We start from the raw sequence: 16,902 nt of genomic DNA on the forward strand, positions 1-16,902 counted from the left end.
CGAATTGATATTTTTTCCTCAATATGGGCTGCAACTATTTTTTCTCGGAGATCCACTGAATATGCTTTCATGACAGTATTATCTTTATTATTACTAACTGTACCTCATAACTTCGGAAACTGCTGTATATAACAGCAGAAACATTACATAAAATTGAAAAAATTAAACTCAATCGCAAAAATCTTGCAGTTGCACGTTTTATAGATGTTGTAAGTTTAAGTGCGTAGAATTTGTTAGGAATGGGTTAATTGTCACAAATCAGGTGGTTATCGAGCGACTTGTACTGAGCTTGTCGAAGTAAGTCGAGATAATATCCAGGATTAAAGGATTAACAGGATGGTAGTTTATAGATCGTTTAAATTATTCAAAAACAATCATTCAAAAACATCCTGAAAAATCCCCAAGTTCCCACCAAAAATCATCCAATCACATCCTGAGACAAAATAAATTAAATCTTATATAACTATACGCTGTCGCTAACACACCCTACAAAAGAGGCACTGAGGACACGGAGGTAAGAGGTTCAAGTTTACATTATATTAATCGGATCTACATCAATTGTTAGACTAACCGAATTTGGACAAAGCGATCGCACTTCTATCCAGTCTGGTAGGTTTGGTAATGTGTCAGCGGCAAACTTAAGTAATATCTGCCAACGATAACGGTTGGCTACTCGTAATATGTTAGCTGGTGCAGGTCCTAATATCTCAAATTCTGCTTTGTCTTGCAAAAATGTGGCGATAATTTGCGCTGTGTTTTGTACTTGAATGGGATCTAAACTGCTTAACCGCAATAAGATTAATCTCCCATAAGGAGGATAATTAAGGGTTTGTCTTTGTTTTAATTCTTCTTCAGCAAAAGATTGATAATCATGTTTTTGCACTGCTGCAATGATAGGATGTTCTGGGGTGTAGGTTTGGATAATTACTCTACCTGGATCTTCTCCTCTTCCCGCTCTCCCCGCAACTTGGGTGAGGGTTTGAAATGTGCGCTCATTGGCGCGATAATCTGATAAATGCAATAGTCCGTCCGCAGCAACTACACCCACTAAGGTAACTTGAGGTAAGTCTAAGCCTTTGGTGAGCATTTGTGTTCCTACTAATAAATGGGCTTCACCATTAGCGAATTTCGTGAGGAGTTGACGGTGTGAACCTTTGGTACTAGTGGTATCACTGTCAAAACGAATTATTTTCAGGTGGGGAAATTGTTTGGTTAATTCCTGCGCTACCCTTTGAGTACCACTTCCGAAAAATTTTAAATAAGGGGAACTGCATTCGGGACAATGGGGAGGATGTAAGCGCCCATAATTACAATAATGACAACGTAATAATTCTGGCGCTCCCTCTTCTACATGATGATAAGCCAAGGATACATCACAGTGGGGACACTCTAACACATATCCACAACTACGACAAGATACAAATGTACTATGTCCCCGCCGATGAATAAATAATATTCCCTGTTGTTGCTTTGCTTCTAATTGTTGTAAAGCATCTTGCAGCTTTCTACTAAAAATAGACCGGTTTCCCTCTTTCAATTCCTGACGCATATCTACGATTTCCACGGGGGGTAATGGCCGGGAGTGAATGCGTTCTGGTAATGATAGATATTGTTGATTTCTGCTTACCCAACTTTCTAAAGAGGGAGTTGCTGAACCTAAAATCAATGTACAATGTTCTAATTCGGCTCGCCATTGGGCGACGGTGCGAGCGTGATAGGTGGGAATGGGAGCATCTTGTTTAAAGCTGCTGTCGTGTTCTTCGTCCAGGATAATTAAGCCTAAGTTGGGTAAAGGTGCGAAAATGGCGCTGCGAGTCCCAATGATGATTTGTGGTTCTCCTGTGAGCATTTGTCTCCAGGTGTCGTAACGTTCACCGTCGGAAAGGGCGCTATGATAAACGTGGACTTTGTTCCCAAATCTAGCGCGGAATCTGTCTGTGAGTTGGGGTGTGAGTCCAATTTCGGGAACTAAGACGAGGGCGGATTTTCCTTGTTCAAGTAGGGGTGATATGGCTTGTAAGTATACTTCCGTTTTGCCTGAACCTGTTATCCCGTGTAACAATACTTTACTAAATCCAGTTAAGGAAGTAATAGTTTCTAAGGCGTGATTTTGCGCTGGTGTTAAGGATTTCGCCCAATCTCCGGCTATTGCGGGTCCTGTTTCTCTACGTAATATTTCTTTTTCTTCAATTATTATATAACCTTTATCTAATAAGGCTTTGAGTGTGGAAGTGCTGGTACTACAAAGTTGTAATAGCTCATTTTGCCACATTTCTCCCCCCTGTCGTCTTAAAACTTCGACAATTTCTTTTTGACGGGGTGTTAAATCGTGATCATTATTATCTAATAATATGACAGCTTTTTGTAATTTCGGTTGGGTGAGTCGTGGCGGTTCTAAATAGTTTTCTGCTAGTCCTAAACGAATTAATTCCCTAATTCCCCGATACGCGGCTTTAATTTTTTGCTGAATGTAGTGATAGCTATAGTCTGCTGTCGGGGTTTTGTTTAAGAGGGTGATTATTTGCTGGGCTGTAGGGCTTATGTAAACAGGAATATTTTCTTTACCCAAGGGAGTTAAGCGCAGACGACGTTGTGATTTTCCTAACAAGCCTGGTGGTAAAGCGACGCGAATGACTTGAATTAGGGGTGTGTAGTAATAAGATGCAACACGATTGAGTAGTGTCCAATAACCACTAGGAAAAAACCCTTCACTAACAACATCTTCTACTTCACGAATTTTCTCTGGTGGTAAGTCTGCGGGTGTTTGAGTTAATAAGCGAATAGCGACACCACCTACCTGTGTCCCACCGAAGGGAACACTTAAAATATCCCCTGGTTTGATTTGTAAATGTTCTGGTATTTTATAGGTAAATAAATCTGAACATCCTGGACAGTCTACAAGGACTTCAACCCATTGAGATAATGTTGTTTGAGACTGATATGATCCTCCAGGTTCAGCTACAGCGATAACAAATGATTTTGCATTAATAGTATACATAATTTCTGAATTTATAAACAAATATTTTGTTCATGCACTTGGCTCTTTTCGGGCTTGATTGATTATATCCCTTGGTTTGACTACAAGTAAATAGTATTTTACAATACTTAAATTATTGATAATACTTGATAATCTTTAACTTATGTAGTTTACTAGACCAATTATTTGGTAGCATACCTGCAACAGGTATTTGATGTCAAGTATGCAAATAAAGTTATCTACATTAGCTTAGTAACAATTAAGTGTAAGTTGATAATTCTTTTTAAAACCTATCGCTAGATATAGGATTAGATGATAATAAATAGGTAATAGATAAGAGGTAATTAGCTAATTAAACAGTTTAATTTCTTGATAGTCTAGAAAATAGTTAGTAACTGATAAATTCTCTTATTAATTAACCAGAGATGAATTTACCAAATCAGGTATAGGGTTTTTCCATCTGTTGATAGATATTAAATTTTTTTTCGAGATGAGATGCTTTTAGATAGTAAATATTGTCCGGATTTTAAGTTGCCATTTTTGTATTTTGGATCATTTAGTAAATATTCGTAGAGAGAAATAACTCTAGTACCAAAATGGCGATTTATTCAATTACCCTCTTCACTGAAACCGGAAAAAAATGTAAACTTTGCCAAAAAGCCACGAAAATTTAATATATATGATTTCTTCTTGATTTATGAGCTTTACGCAGAGGATATCTACAGGCAACAACCAACAAAATTTTTCACAAATCATTTAGGATGGGTATAGGATCTGATTAATTTACATCCTCGATATTTGTTAAAGTTATAATCAAGGGGGGGCTAACATATTTAATAATTGAGACAAGAAAGGAGTATATGTCTATTGGTATTCACAAAATAGATATTTCTTATGAATGCTAAAGCCATTAATGATTATACGTTGTATCGAGCCACAGATAAAATCATGGACAAATACTGATTTGCATTCCTAATCTGGAATGATCAAAAAGAGATCATTTTGCTAGTGATAAGGTGTATTTTGTCCTAAGGGGAAAACTATCAAGCCTGAAAGAGGTCATTGTCATAAAATTATGTACCAAACTAAGCAACAATCCCTAAAGGAAACTATGAATCTTGCTGAATTGGGAACAATGGAAATATTGGAGAATATTACCGATCATGAAGAACCATCACTGGAGAGTTTAGAGCAAGTAGTATATGAAGATACCTCAATTGTCGAAAACTTGGAATTAGAAGAACGCAATGGTGATGACATGGCCGCGGCCCGTCCTTCGGGATATAATAAAACCGAAAATGATGATGCTGTAGGCGCATTTTTTAAGGAAATGGCGCGTTATCCACTACTTAAACCTGATGAGGAAGTGGAATTGGCGCGACGGGTGAGATTTTTAGAAGAAGTTAAAGAATTACAAGCCGCTTTAGAATTAGAATCAGGAGCGCAGCCCAGTAAAGGTGAATTAGCTTCCCAGCTAGAAATGACGGAAAAACAACTGGAAAGCCGCCTGTATCAGGGGAGAGTGGCTAAACGGAAAATGATTCGTTCTAATCTGAGGTTAGTAGTATCTATTGCGAAACGATATCTAAATCGTGGTGTCCCTTTTCTAGATTTAATTCAGGAGGGAGCAATGGGTTTAAACCGCGCTGCGGAAAAATTTGACCCGGATAAAGGATATAAGTTTTCTACGTATGCTTATTGGTGGATTAGACAAGCGATTACAAGAGCGATCGCAAATGATGCCAGAACTATTCGCTTACCAATCCATATTGTTGAAAAACTTAACAAACTTAAAAAAGCACAACGGGAACTGAAACAAAAGCTCTCTCGTAACCCAACGGAGTCGGAAATGGCCGAAGCTTTGGAAATTACGGTTCACCAACTGCGTCAACTTCAGCAACTACGACGACAGGCGCTTTCCCTTAACCACCGTGTTGGTAAAGAAGAAGACACTGAGTTAATGGATTTGCTGGAAGATGAAGACAACCAGTCTCCCGAAGCAAAAATGAACGAAAACATGATGCGTCAGGAGATTTGGGAAGTTTTAGGGGACGTACTCACCCCCAGGGAAAAAGATGTCATTTCCCTGCGCTATGGACTCACCAGCAGCGAACCCTGTACCTTAGAAGAGGTGGGTAATATGTTTAATCTTTCCCGTGAACGAGTCCGTCAAATCCAAAGTAAGGCCATGCGAAAGTTACGCCGTCCCCACATAGCCAAGCGTTTAAAAGGATGGTTGGTATAAGTTATTAGTCATTAGTCAGTGGTCAGTGGTCAGTGGTCAGTGGTTAAAAAAATTTGTCCATTTGGATATAAACTACGAACTGTGGACTAGAGACTAGAGACTACAGACTAATGACTGCTAATACTAATTTAATTGTTCGATTTGCTCAAGTTAGTGATGTAAAAACGCTTTTTAAATTAATTCAAGGACTTGCAGAATATGAAAAACTATCTCATGCTGTAATTGGTAATGCAGAAGCACTTAAAGATCACTTATTTGGTTCACCAAAATATGTAGATGCGATTATAGCCGAAATTGACGGTCAGGCTGTAGGTTTTGCCATATTTTTTCATAATTATTCAACCTTTCTGACTAAGCCAGGCATTTACTTAGAAGATATCTTTGTTTCCCCAGAATATCGCCGCCAAGGCATTGGTAAAGCACTTTTAACCAAAGTAGCCCAAATAGCTGTAGAAAGGGATTGTGGGCGTTTAGAATGGAGTGTTTTAGATTGGAATGTATCAGCCCAAGAATTTTACCGCAATATGGGAGCAGATATTTTAGAAGATTGGCGGATTTGTCGAGTGACAGAAACAGGTCTGACCCAATTAGCAAATCAAAAATAAACAGATTCTTTTAGCCAGTCTTCAATTTCCATTTACATAATTTTACATTTTGCCAAAACCCTGAAAATATCAACCAATTAATCTCCAATTCTCAATTATTAGAGCCAAGTTCGACAGTCTGTCGTTTGACTAATGCAACGAAATCCAATGAGAATTATAGAGGATATTGGCACTGACTCAGACATTATTGTAGAGAGAACACCTGATGAAAAAGATTATCTCCGTATTACTATTAAGCGTAACTATCTTCACATTTGCCTTTAGTAGTCCCGCTTTAGCGGCAGATGCAGCCAGGGGAGCAGCAGTATTTAGTGCTAATTGTGCTTCTTGTCACGCTGGTGGTAGAAATTTAGTTAATGCTGCTAAAACCTTGAAAAAGGGCGCTTTGGAAAAGTACGGTATGTACTCTGCTGAAGCAATTATTGCCCAGGTTACTAATGGTAAAGGAGCTATGCCAGCTTTTGGCAAAAAGTTAAAAGAAGATCAAATAGAAGATGTAGCTGCTTATGTACTAGAACAGGCTGATAAAGACTGGAAAAAGTAAGTTTACATCGGATTTGATGGCTTAACAATATGCGGGACTTTTTGTCCCGCTAAATATTTATACTGAATTGAACTTAATTTAGTATATTCTTTGTTTTCAAAGTATACATCGATTATCAATCGCAACTACACAAACAAAGTTTACCTGTATGGACTAGTAATCATATTGATTTCATTTTTGACTCTATTCTCAATCAAATAAATAATTATCAAAATTAGTAATAAAATATGGGGTTATCAGGTTTTATCATAGAACAGCGCGAAAAAGAAGCTGAAGCATTGAAAACTTTTCTTTTCTATAGTCTCATTGTTTCAGTAGCATTGCATATTGGGGTACTAGCTTTAAGTATTAATAAGTTTTTTCACAGAGTCAGGGAAATTAGAGAAGAACCAATTGAACTGACAATTTTGGAAACCATACCCCAAAAAGTTGTTCAACCAGCAACAGAAATAAAATCTCCAGTCAAGATCAATTCTGGTAGTAGCGGTGGTGGAAATAACAGCGAAGAAATTTCCATACCAATAGAAAAAGGTAGTAGTCTAATCAATTCATTTGTACCACCTATAGCTAAACAGTACCAACCAAAAATCACCAATCACTTTATCACTAAACCATCCCAAACAGTTACCAATTTTGAACCCAGAATAATAGCAAAACTACCAAAAAGTAACCCAATTAAAAACAGGAATTTTCAACCTGAGACCATAGAAAACCCTGTAAAAATAGACCCAATTGAAAACACGAATTTTCAACCTGAGACTATAGAAAACCCTGTAAAAATAGACCCAATTGAAAACACGAATTTTCAACCTGAGACCATATTGAAATTACCAAAAATCAATCCAATACAGAAATTAGATCAAAACTCAAATAACTTCCCGTCTACTCAACCCCAAGCAGATACAAAACCAATAGATATCCCACCATTAAATTCAGAAACTCCAACCAATATTAGTCCCTACAATATCCCCTCAACAAACCCCACCGTTTTCACACAGTTACCCCAGAATGGGAATAGTACGGGTAATGGTACGGGTAATGGTGCTGGTAATGGTACGGGTAATGGTGCTGGTAATGGTACGGGTAATGGTGCTGGTAATGGTACGGGTAATGGTGCTGGTAATGGTGCTGAAGCAGAAAGTAACCCAATAGCTACCCCACCAAAACCCACGATAGAAAATAGTTCTAAGTTAAATCGTGCAGCAGAATGTATTTTGTGTCAAATTAAGTACCCAGATAGAGCCAGGAGGCGTGGTGCAGAAGGTACTCCATTAATTGCTATTGATACAGATGACAATGGTACTGTTACGCAGGTGCGGTTAATTCGTTCCAGTGGTGATAGCGAACTAGACGAAGCAGCCGAAAAATATGCACAAGACTGGAAGTTAACACCTAAAGAGGGAGGAAGAAAAGGAGTGACAACGGATGTTAATTTTGTCATGAAAGGATCGCAACTTTACCGTAAACGTCAAGAACGTCAAAGAGAAAAACCTAGCGTGGGTAACTAGAAGTCCCGGCCACAAAAGCAAGCCGACACTTCGATAATTTCAGTTACCACCTGTGTGCTGTAATTTTCTATTAGTCCGCGTAGGCGGACTTGGTTTGTGTAGCAGTGACTTCTAGTCACCTTCTTATTTGCTAGATTAATTCAACTATGACAGCTTGTCTTTTGACACTGTTGCTATTAATAGGGAAAATTCCAATTAGTGATTGTTATTACCGGGTGTGAGTCGAGAAATATGAATAGAAAATTCTTTGTTTTACCAGTATCTTTATTGAGCTTATTAGTAGCATTTCCCTCTATAGCTGCTGATCATGAGCATAATAAAAATACAGTCAAGTCAGATATTCCTAATTTAAATGAAATTGAATTACCCAGCACAAATGCTAAATTATTAACTCAACAACCAGGAGAGAATGAAGTTAAGACAGAACCCAATTCAGCAGGAGATTTAACACCTACAAATGATCCAGATATATCTCTAGAAACGATTGGAGAAAAAGACATTCTTCCTGAATCTACTCCTACTTATGTAATTGAGAAAGAAGAAATTAAAAAACAGGGTGCAACTAGTGTTGCTGATGTTTTGAAAAAAATGCCCGGTTTTGCAATTAATAATGTGGGACATGGTGCAGATATTCACACAGGAACATATTATCGAGGAGCTTCCATTGAACAATCTGTATTTCTAATTAATGGTAGACCCATTAATACAAATATTAGTACCTATCATGGTGCAACAGATTTAAATAGCATTCCTGTGGAGGCTATTGAAAGGGTCGAATTATATAGTGGTACAGCATCTTCTTTATATGGTTCTTCAGCTTTTGGTGGAGTTGTGAATATTATCACAAAAGCAGGTTATGGTAAACCTAAATTAACTGGAAGTTTAGAATTTGGCTCATTAAATCTAAATAATCAACAGTTAACTTATGGTGGTTCAACTAATAAGGTAAAATACAATTTTAGTTTTGAAAGGTTCTTTATAGATAACCGTTATCCTGTTCCTGTCGGGGCTGCAAATAGAGATAATGAAGGAAAGTTATTTAATGCAGATACAGCTACCAGCACTTATTTTGGTAGTGTGGGTATAGATTTAGATGCTAAAAATTCTTTAAATTTAGATGTAACTACCCTCAGTAGTCGTCGGGGTTTGATTTATTTCGGTTTCCCCTTGCAAAAAGATAGATTAGATCATGATGGTTTAAATGTTGGTTTATCTTGGAAAACTAAATTGGGTGAAGGGGAAGATTCCAATTTAACAACTACATTAGGCTACAACCGAGATTATTTTAGCACCTATGGACCAACGGGAGCGACATTTTACAGAACTGGAGTTTTAGATACACAACAATTTAAAACCAGGATAGATCATGAATGGAAACTCCATGAAAATAATCAATTGCGCTGGGGTTTAGACCTAAAAAATACCGATTTAATTGGCAATGTTTTGAGTACAAATCCTGTCCTAATTCCTAAAAATGAAAGAGAAGATAGAAGCGTTTTAAATACAGCTTTATTCGCTGTTAATACCTGGAAAATTAGCGATACTTTCCAAATAGATTTAGGGTTAAGACAAAGCTTTGATAGTCAATTTGGTAGTTATTTTAATCCCAGTGGAGGTTTACGTTATACTGTTAATCCAACGGTAGCATTTCGTGGTAGTTGGTCTGGGGCGCAGCGCAATCCTGGGTTAGATCAATTATATGTTTTTGATACGGTTCATAATTGGAATCCTAACCCGGATTTAAAACCAGAAACTGGTTCTACTTGGACTGCGGGAGTAGATGTCAAATTCTCGGAAAAACTGTTAGGACAATTTACTTATTTTGGAAATAGTTTAGATAATCGTTTGGGAATAATTAGTGGAAAATGGCAAAATATTGGTTTAGTTGATACCAATGGTTTAGAAACAGCATTGCAATTAAAAGTTAATCGTAATTGGTCAACTTTTCTCAACTACACTTATACAGATGCTCAAATCAAAACTGGTACAGAAACAGGATTACAATTAGGGTTAATTCCCTATTCTTGGCTACAAACTGGCATTGGTTATCAAAAAGATGGATGGGAGGGTAATTTATATGCTACTTATAATAGTGGTTCTCGTCGTTCTATTTTTAATAACAGTAGTGCTGGACAAAAAAATACAGATTTTGCGCCATCTTTCTTTAATTTAGATTTTAGTGGCCGCATTCCTGTAAATAAAAATTTGGGACTAACTTTTTACCTAGAAAATATATTAGGTGAACAGTACGAACGAGTTAATCGAATTTATAGTCCTGGTTTTACTTTCCGTGTGGGTTTAAGTTCCAATTTATAAGATTTTGTTGATTTTGTTGGGTTGCGCTGTTGCTTAACCCAACCTACGATTTTACAGGGTTCTACGGTTCTGGCTCAATTCCCAATTCCCGCAATTTAGCAGCTAGTCTTTCTGCTCTTTGATGTTCTCTATCTGCTCTTTGTCTTTCCTCCTCCGCTCTTTGTCTTTCCTGTTCTGCTCTTTGGCGTTCTTGTTCTGCTTGTTCTGAACTCCACAGTAGTAAATTACCTGATTTATCCCACCAACGTAGCCAGTTCATGGTTTGTCCCAACCTTTCCCCAGACCAGATTCCCAGGTATAATTCCAATTGTGGAATCCATAGCCGCCCTTGATTATCTACTGGGTGTAAAATATATCTGCCATCTTGCAAATAACGGACTTCTAGACTACTATCATAGGGATCATAAGTCACATAAGTGGGTATTTGGAGAATCTGCTCGTAAAAATGCAGTTTACCATAGGGAGGCGTTGATCTAATGGATAGTTCTCCTCCCTCTGCTTCTGAGAGAAATTCCATCACAATTGTGACGGCCGCACCATCTGTATTAGGGGTATAACTACGACGAATTACCTCCTCTGGTACGGAATGTACTTGAGGAACATAAAACCAGTCTGGAGCTTTGACGACGATTTTTTTATTAACTGTTGCTACCAGCCCCAAATTCGAGCCAATGAGCATTTCTGGCTGGATATATCCTGAAGCTCCCAAAGCATCGGTTAAAGCCGCTGCGAGGGCGGGTTGTTGAATATTTTCTACAGGATCGTCGGGTAATATAAAATTAGCTGGTAGAGGTTCCCAGGTGATGGTTGTTTTAGCTTTGATAGACGGGGCTTCGAGTACCATTGTATTAACCTTCAACCCGAAATGAGAAATGTTTGTGCAAATTAATTAAAGTATATCAAAGTTGAGCCATTACTATTAATTCTCATTACTATTACCAGCCTACAATTTTTTCACCAATTTTTTCACCAATCACTAATACTATTTTCATCCCAAACTTGTAATTTCAATTCTTGCAAATAATTTAACCCGTTTTCAATTTGTGCTTCTGTTCCTTGTAGGTCTAAATCAAACCAACCGTCACCTACAGCATTTTGTCCAAGAATTGCGGCTTTGATATTGACAGTTAAGTTATATTCGGAAACTAGGCGAGAAATTACGGGTTCTTGATGATGATCTTGAGAAATTCTGACTCTAATTCTCTTATTTACCAAGGGATTTTCACTACTCATAACAACTCCTAAGATGTAATTTAATAGTTGAGTTATTACCCATTACCCATTACCCATTACCCATTACCCATTACCCATTACCAATTACCCATTACCCATTACCCATTACCCATTACCCATTACCCATTACTCATTACCGGTTATTCAACTTCTTTAATACGGGTTTTTCGTTCTATAATTTCCTTGAGTATCAAAGTAACAACCGCCAAAAGTGCTAAAATCACAGCCGCAGAAAAAGCCGCTTCGGTTTCATATTGTTTGTAAGCGTCTTCCACAAATAATGGTAAACTCTGGGTTGTATTAGCAATGTTACCAGAGACTACAGAAACTGCACCAAATTCGCCCATTGCTCTAGCATTTGTTAAGATTAAACCGTAGAGTAAACCCCAACGAATACTGGGTAAAGTGACTCGCCAAAAAATTTGCCAATCATTTGCACCTAATGTTCTGGCGGCTTCTTCTTGGTCTTTACCAAATTCCTCTAAAATAGGAATTACTTCTCTGGCCACAAAAGGCATACTCACAAAAGCCGTAGCCATTGCCATTCCCGGAAAAGCAAAGATGATTTTAATATCTAATGCTTCTAACCAAGGTCCAAACCAACCCTGTTTCCCGTACAATAAAACTATCATTAAACCGGCGACAACTGGGGAGATAGAAAAAGGTAAGTCAATGATACTGAGAACTATAGCACGTCCTGGGAATTTGTGCCGAGCGATCGCCCATGCCGCACATAAACCGAAAACTGCATTTAGAGGAATAGAAATTACAGCTAATAATAAAGTTAACCAAGCTGCGTGGAGAAATTCCGGTTTTGCCAGGTTAGATAAAAATGGTCCAGATCCCTTTTTGAAGGCTTCAAAAAAAACATTAATGGCGGGAATATATTGAACCAGAAATAAGTAGGAAATTGCTACACCAATTAAAATTGTTGGTACCCAACTTTGTTTTTTTCCCTGTTTAACTTTATCTATTGTCATATCTTCTTGCCCAAGCTTGTAAGAAATTAATTGCTAATAACAAAACCAAAGAAATTCCTAATAAAACCACACCAATTACAGTTGCACCAGCATAGTCATACTGTTCCAAACGTTGAAAAATTAACACAGGTGCAATCAAATCTTTATAGGGTGTATTAGAAGAAATAATTACTGTTGAACCGTATTCCCCAACTGCACGGGAAAAACCCAAAGCGACACCAGTTAAAATTGTCGGTAATAAAGGAGGTAAAATCACTTTCCAGAAAGTTTGCCATTGAGAAGCACCTAAGCTCCAAGCCGCTTCTTCAATTTCTGCCTCCATTTCCTGAAGTACAGGTTGTACAGTCCGCACCACAAAAGGTAAGGATATAAATACCATGGCTACTGCTACACCCAAACGGGTAAAGGATACTTTAATGCCCATTGGTGCTAACAGTGAACCCAACCAGCCATTATCACTATAAACTGTTGCCAGTGTTAAACCTGCTACGGATGTTGGTAATGCAAAAGGTAAATCTACTGTAGCATCAATAATCCGTTTAAAAGGAAAATCGTACCGCACTAATACCCAAGCAATCAAAGTTCCAAACACGCCATTAAGTAAAGCAGCTAATAAAGACGTAACAAAAGTTACATTATAGGTAGCCAATGCTAAGTCACTAGTGGCAATTTCCCAAAACTTTGCTGGTGACTCTGTACTGGCCTTGAGAAACATAGCGACAATGGGAATAAATAACATGATAGTTAAATATCCCAAAGTAATTCGCCAAGTCCAGGGAAGATGAATTAAATTATTTAAAAACACCTTCCCAGGTTGAATATTAGTTGTTACACCAGAAGATAGGTTCATAACTCAAAAATTATTGTTTATTCTTAGCTTGAATTTTATCAAAAATAGCTCCTTCAGCAAAGAATTTTTTCTGAATGGCTTCCCAACCACCTAATTCTTGAACTGTACTCAAAGTTTTTATGGGCGGATATTTGTCCGCAAACGCCTTATTTTTAGCCACTGTTTCATTTACAGGACGAAATCCCACTTTTGCAAATTCCTCTTGTGCTTCGGGAGTAAACAAGTATTTAACAAAAGCTTCTGCTACTTCACGATTATCGTGTTTATCAACATTTTTATCAACAATAGCAACGGGATTATCAATGGAAATATTCACATCAGGAAGAATATAATTAGTTTTTTCACCCTTGTCTTGGGCTAAAACAATTTCATTCTCATAATTGATTAAAGCATCACCTTGGCCTTGTTTAAAAAATGCGTCTGTAGCTTCACGAGCATCTTTAGTTAAGACAGGGACATTTTTATAAACTTTAGTCACAAACTCCGTTGCTTTTGCTTCGTCTCCACCTGTTTTAATTACTGAATTCCAAAGTGCTAAAAAATTCCACCGCGCTACTCCAGAAGTTTTAGGATCGGCGGTAATTAATTTAACATCATTTCTCGCTAAATCAGCCCAGTTATTGATAGCTTTGGGATTACCTTCACGAGTTACTAAAGCTGCAACAGATTTAGTCACAATACTGTCATTAGGAAATTCTTTTTCCCACCCAGGCTGAATTAATCCCGCTTTTTCAATTTTTTGCGTATCTAAAGCTAGTGCTAGATGAACAATATCGGCTTCTAACCCATCAACTACAGCCCTAGTTTGCGAACCTGAACCACCGTAGCTTTGCTTAAAAACCACAGTTTGATTATGTTCTTTTTGCCATTTTTCCACAAATTTGGGAATAATTGCCTCATGAGCAGCTTTAGTAACAGCAAATGATACAATGGTTAGTTCTACATTGCCTTTTTTATTTGCTGAATTACTGCTTTTTATCCCAGAGCAAGCAGCGAGAGATACACTCAATACAGTTCCTACTAAAAAAAGTGATACAAAGCCTTTGAGGGAATTTGCTCTCCAGGTCTGTTGCTGTATTTTTAGTAATTTATACCACAAATTCATCTTTTCTCCTTTAATTAATCTCTTTGAATTTTGCTAAAGCGCAAGATTTTAATTACAAGCCCTTTGCAGGTATTTAGTAATCAATACCAGGTAAAACTGCATATTGACGATAGGGAATAGGGAGATTTTAGCAGTATGTGGGACAAATGACAACATCTTTAATTGTCAGGTATCAATTTCTGATCATCTTGATTCTGATTTATCAATCAGAATTGCTTAATAAGTTTTTATTTTAAACACTTATGACTAATAAATACTCGAAAATATATTTAGAGTTTAAATTGCTTAGAAATATTTAAGCAATTTAATTATTATTATAACTTATTAAAATTATTTGCAATATATAATACATACAATACCCGATAGGAAAATGATTATTTTTAAGTGTAAAAACTATTGATTTTATTTATTGTATCTGATATGCTCTTTCCTGAGAAACAAATACGATATTCCGACAGGGATATCGCAGATTATATTAATACCCAGTTAACACTCAGTTAAGGACACCATGACAAATAATTCTGTAACAACAAAGCCATTATTTCCCGCTTTATTCTTAGCAACTGGTTTAAGTATCAGGACAATTTTACCTGTATTCGCAAATACAACCCAGAAAACGCAAATAATCAGTCAAAGTGGTAAAAAAGTAGAAATTACCTTAGTCACCTATGCTGTTACCAAGGCTGCTTACTCGAAAATTATTCCCGATTTTGTAGCAAAATGGAAAAGAGAAAAAGGCCAAGATGTGATCATTCGTGAAAGTTACGGTGGTTCGGGTTCTCAAACCCGCGCTGTCATTGATGGTTTAGGTGCAGATGTGGTAGCATTAGCATTGGCTGGGGACATTAAAAAAATTGAACAAGCCGGTTTAATTCAACCAGGTTGGGAGAAGGAAGCTCCAAATAATGCCATTGTTACTCGTTCGGTGGTAGCTTTGGAAACTCGTAACGGTAATCCGAAAAATATCAAGACTTGGGCTGATTTAATCAAACCTGATGTTAAAATTGTCACTGCAAATCCAAAAACATCTGGTGGTGCTAAATGGAACTTTCTAGCTTTATGGGGTGCTGTGGTGAAAAATGGCGGAAATGAAAGCCAGGCTTTAAAATTCGTGACAAATGTGTTTAAGAATGTGATTGTATTACCCAAAGACGCACGAGAATCTAGTGATGCTTTTTACAAAAAAGGGCAGGGTGATGTATTATTAAACTATGAAAACGAAGTCATTTTAGCCGCACAACAGGGAAAAACAGATACAACTTACACAATTCCTCCAGTAAATATTTCTATAGATGCACCTGTGGCAGTTGTGGACAAAAATGTGGATAAACATGGAAATCGTGAAGTTGCTGAAGCTTTTGTTAAGTTCTTATTTACTCCTCAAGCACAGAGGGAATTTACTAAGGTTGGTTTTCGTCCAGTTGACCCAACTGTTTCCAAAGAAGTACAGAATAAATTCCCTAAGATTGTCAAACTATATACTATAGATAGTCTAGGGGGTTGGAATGGTGTCCAGAAGAAGTTCTTTGCAGATAGTGCTATCTTTGACAAAATTCAAAGTGGACGACGCTAAATATACCAGATTGTAATTTAATGCCGGAATCAAAAAGAGGGGTTGCTGTTTTCGTTTATCCCTCTTCTTGTCCATGTTCTCAAAATGAAAATCACATATATAGGGGATAAATCAGCATTATTGAGAAATATCGAGTTAAATCTAGATATTTCGTAGTGGTAAACCATCCTCAAATACTAGTAATTCTCCCGGTTGAATGGGTGTCCAAACTTCATTATCCGTAAGTGGTGTAGTTACAATCACAGCAACGCGATCGCTTGGTGTAGTCAATTCACTAAAATCTACAGTCATTTCTTCGTCAATTAAGTGAGCGGCCGCAAAGGGTGCTTGTCTAATAATGTAACAAAGTTTAGTTGAACAATGGGTAAAAAAGTGATCCCCATCTGAGAGTATATAGTTAAAAGATCCACAAGCTGCTATTTCCTTGGTAATTGTCTGTAATGTGTGGTAAAGTTCTCCTAAGGGTGGTTTTCCTTGGGGGTAATGCGATCGCAAAGTATTAAGGATTAAGCAAAACGCTCTTTCACTGTCAGTAGTACCCACAGGTTGAAAAATACCGTTGTTTTCTGGGTAAAAATCTGGTAAATTACCATTATGAGCAAATACCCAATATCTTCCCCAAAGTTCTCGACGGAAAGGGTGACAGTTTTCTAGGGCTATTTCCCCTTGAGTAGCTTTACGAATATGGGCGATAACATGAGTAGAATGAATGGGATACTGACGGATAAACTCAGCAATTGGTGAGGCTATAGAAGCTTCAGCATCTAGAAAAATCCGACATCCTTTCCCTTCAAAAAAAGCAATTCCCCAACCGTCGCTATGTTCATCTGTTTTTCCCCCCCGTGCGGAGAATCCTTCAAAGGAAAAGCAAATGTCTGTGGGTACGTTGCAGTTCATTCCTAGAAGTTGGCACATTAGCGTTGTACTTCTGATTGTAAACTCAAGAATAACATTAAAAAAAATTAA

Annotated in this window: 13 protein-coding genes; 6 read left to right on the forward strand and 7 right to left on the reverse strand. The window is 37.4% G+C overall.

Annotated features, from left to right (window positions below; translation table 11 throughout):
• Positions 1-529: 529 nt before the first annotated feature.
• The gene (gene priA / locus FFO06_RS13970; RefSeq protein WP_137908574.1) at positions 530-2,998 is read right to left on the reverse strand and encodes a primosomal protein N'; all 2,469 of its coding nucleotides are present in this window, start codon (positions 2,996-2,998) and stop codon (positions 530-532) included.
• A gap of 1,054 nt (positions 2,999-4,052) precedes the next feature.
• On the opposite strand from priA, the gene FFO06_RS13975 reads away from it, so the two are divergent.
• The 5 genes from FFO06_RS13975 (at position 4,053) to FFO06_RS13995 (ending at position 10,195) form a co-directional block, all read left to right on the forward strand.
• Positions 4,053-5,222 carry an RpoD/SigA family RNA polymerase sigma factor gene (locus FFO06_RS13975; protein ID WP_137908575.1) on the forward strand — a complete coding sequence of 390 codons (1,170 nt, stop codon included), beginning with the start codon at positions 4,053-4,055 and terminating at the stop codon, positions 5,220-5,222.
• Positions 5,223-5,332: 110 nt separating this feature from the next.
• Complete coding sequence (locus FFO06_RS13980) at positions 5,333-5,827, forward strand: GNAT family N-acetyltransferase (RefSeq protein ID WP_137908576.1); 495 nt, start codon at positions 5,333-5,335, stop codon at positions 5,825-5,827.
• A 205-nt stretch (positions 5,828-6,032) separates the two neighbouring features.
• Positions 6,033-6,371 carry a cytochrome c6 PetJ gene (petJ, locus tag FFO06_RS13985; RefSeq protein ID WP_137908577.1) on the forward strand — a complete coding sequence of 113 codons (339 nt, stop codon included), beginning with the start codon at positions 6,033-6,035 and terminating at the stop codon, positions 6,369-6,371.
• Positions 6,372-6,598: 227 nt separating this feature from the next.
• Complete coding sequence (locus FFO06_RS13990) at positions 6,599-7,879, forward strand: energy transducer TonB (RefSeq protein ID WP_137908578.1); 1,281 nt, start codon at positions 6,599-6,601, stop codon at positions 7,877-7,879.
• A 231-nt stretch (positions 7,880-8,110) separates the two neighbouring features.
• Positions 8,111-10,195: a TonB-dependent receptor plug domain-containing protein gene (locus tag FFO06_RS13995; RefSeq protein WP_137908579.1), complete on the forward strand. Its 2,085-nt coding sequence runs from the start codon at positions 8,111-8,113 to the stop codon at positions 10,193-10,195.
• Positions 10,196-10,256: 61 nt separating this feature from the next.
• Here FFO06_RS13995 and FFO06_RS14000 read toward each other — a convergent pair whose 3' ends face one another.
• The 5 genes from FFO06_RS14000 to FFO06_RS14020 form a co-directional block, all read right to left on the reverse strand.
• Positions 10,257-11,039 carry a Uma2 family endonuclease gene (locus tag FFO06_RS14000; protein ID WP_137908580.1) on the reverse strand — a complete coding sequence of 261 codons (783 nt, stop codon included), beginning with the start codon at positions 11,037-11,039 and terminating at the stop codon, positions 10,257-10,259.
• A 122-nt stretch (positions 11,040-11,161) separates the two neighbouring features.
• A complete protein-coding gene (locus tag FFO06_RS14005) occupies positions 11,162-11,428 on the reverse strand; it encodes an NIL domain-containing protein (protein WP_137908581.1) in 267 nt (88 codons plus the stop codon).
• 140 nt (positions 11,429-11,568) lie between these two features.
• Positions 11,569-12,408, reverse strand: coding sequence for a sulfate ABC transporter permease subunit CysW (gene cysW / locus FFO06_RS14010; RefSeq protein ID WP_137908582.1), 840 nt, complete (start codon positions 12,406-12,408; stop codon positions 11,569-11,571).
• A complete protein-coding gene (gene cysT / locus FFO06_RS14015) occupies positions 12,395-13,258 on the reverse strand; it encodes a sulfate ABC transporter permease subunit CysT (protein WP_137908583.1) in 864 nt (287 codons plus the stop codon). The genes cysW and cysT overlap by 14 nt, the downstream gene beginning before the upstream one ends.
• Before the next feature lie 10 nt (positions 13,259-13,268).
• The gene (locus FFO06_RS14020; protein ID WP_137908584.1) at positions 13,269-14,363 is read right to left on the reverse strand and encodes a sulfate ABC transporter substrate-binding protein; all 1,095 of its coding nucleotides are present in this window, start codon (positions 14,361-14,363) and stop codon (positions 13,269-13,271) included.
• A gap of 508 nt (positions 14,364-14,871) precedes the next feature.
• Here FFO06_RS14020 and FFO06_RS14025 point away from each other — a divergent pair.
• On the forward strand, positions 14,872-15,936 hold the full coding sequence (locus FFO06_RS14025; protein ID WP_137908585.1) for a sulfate ABC transporter substrate-binding protein: 1,065 nt from the start codon (positions 14,872-14,874) through the stop codon (positions 15,934-15,936).
• Between the two features lie 141 nt (positions 15,937-16,077).
• On the opposite strand, the gene FFO06_RS14030 is transcribed toward FFO06_RS14025, so the two are convergent.
• Positions 16,078-16,851 carry a class II glutamine amidotransferase gene (locus FFO06_RS14030; RefSeq protein WP_137908586.1) on the reverse strand — a complete coding sequence of 258 codons (774 nt, stop codon included), beginning with the start codon at positions 16,849-16,851 and terminating at the stop codon, positions 16,078-16,080.
• Between the last annotated feature and the right edge of the window lie 51 nt (positions 16,852-16,902).

Source organism: Dolichospermum planctonicum, assembly GCF_005402965.1.
GTDB lineage: Bacteria > Cyanobacteriota > Cyanobacteriia > Cyanobacteriales > Nostocaceae > Dolichospermum > Dolichospermum planctonicum.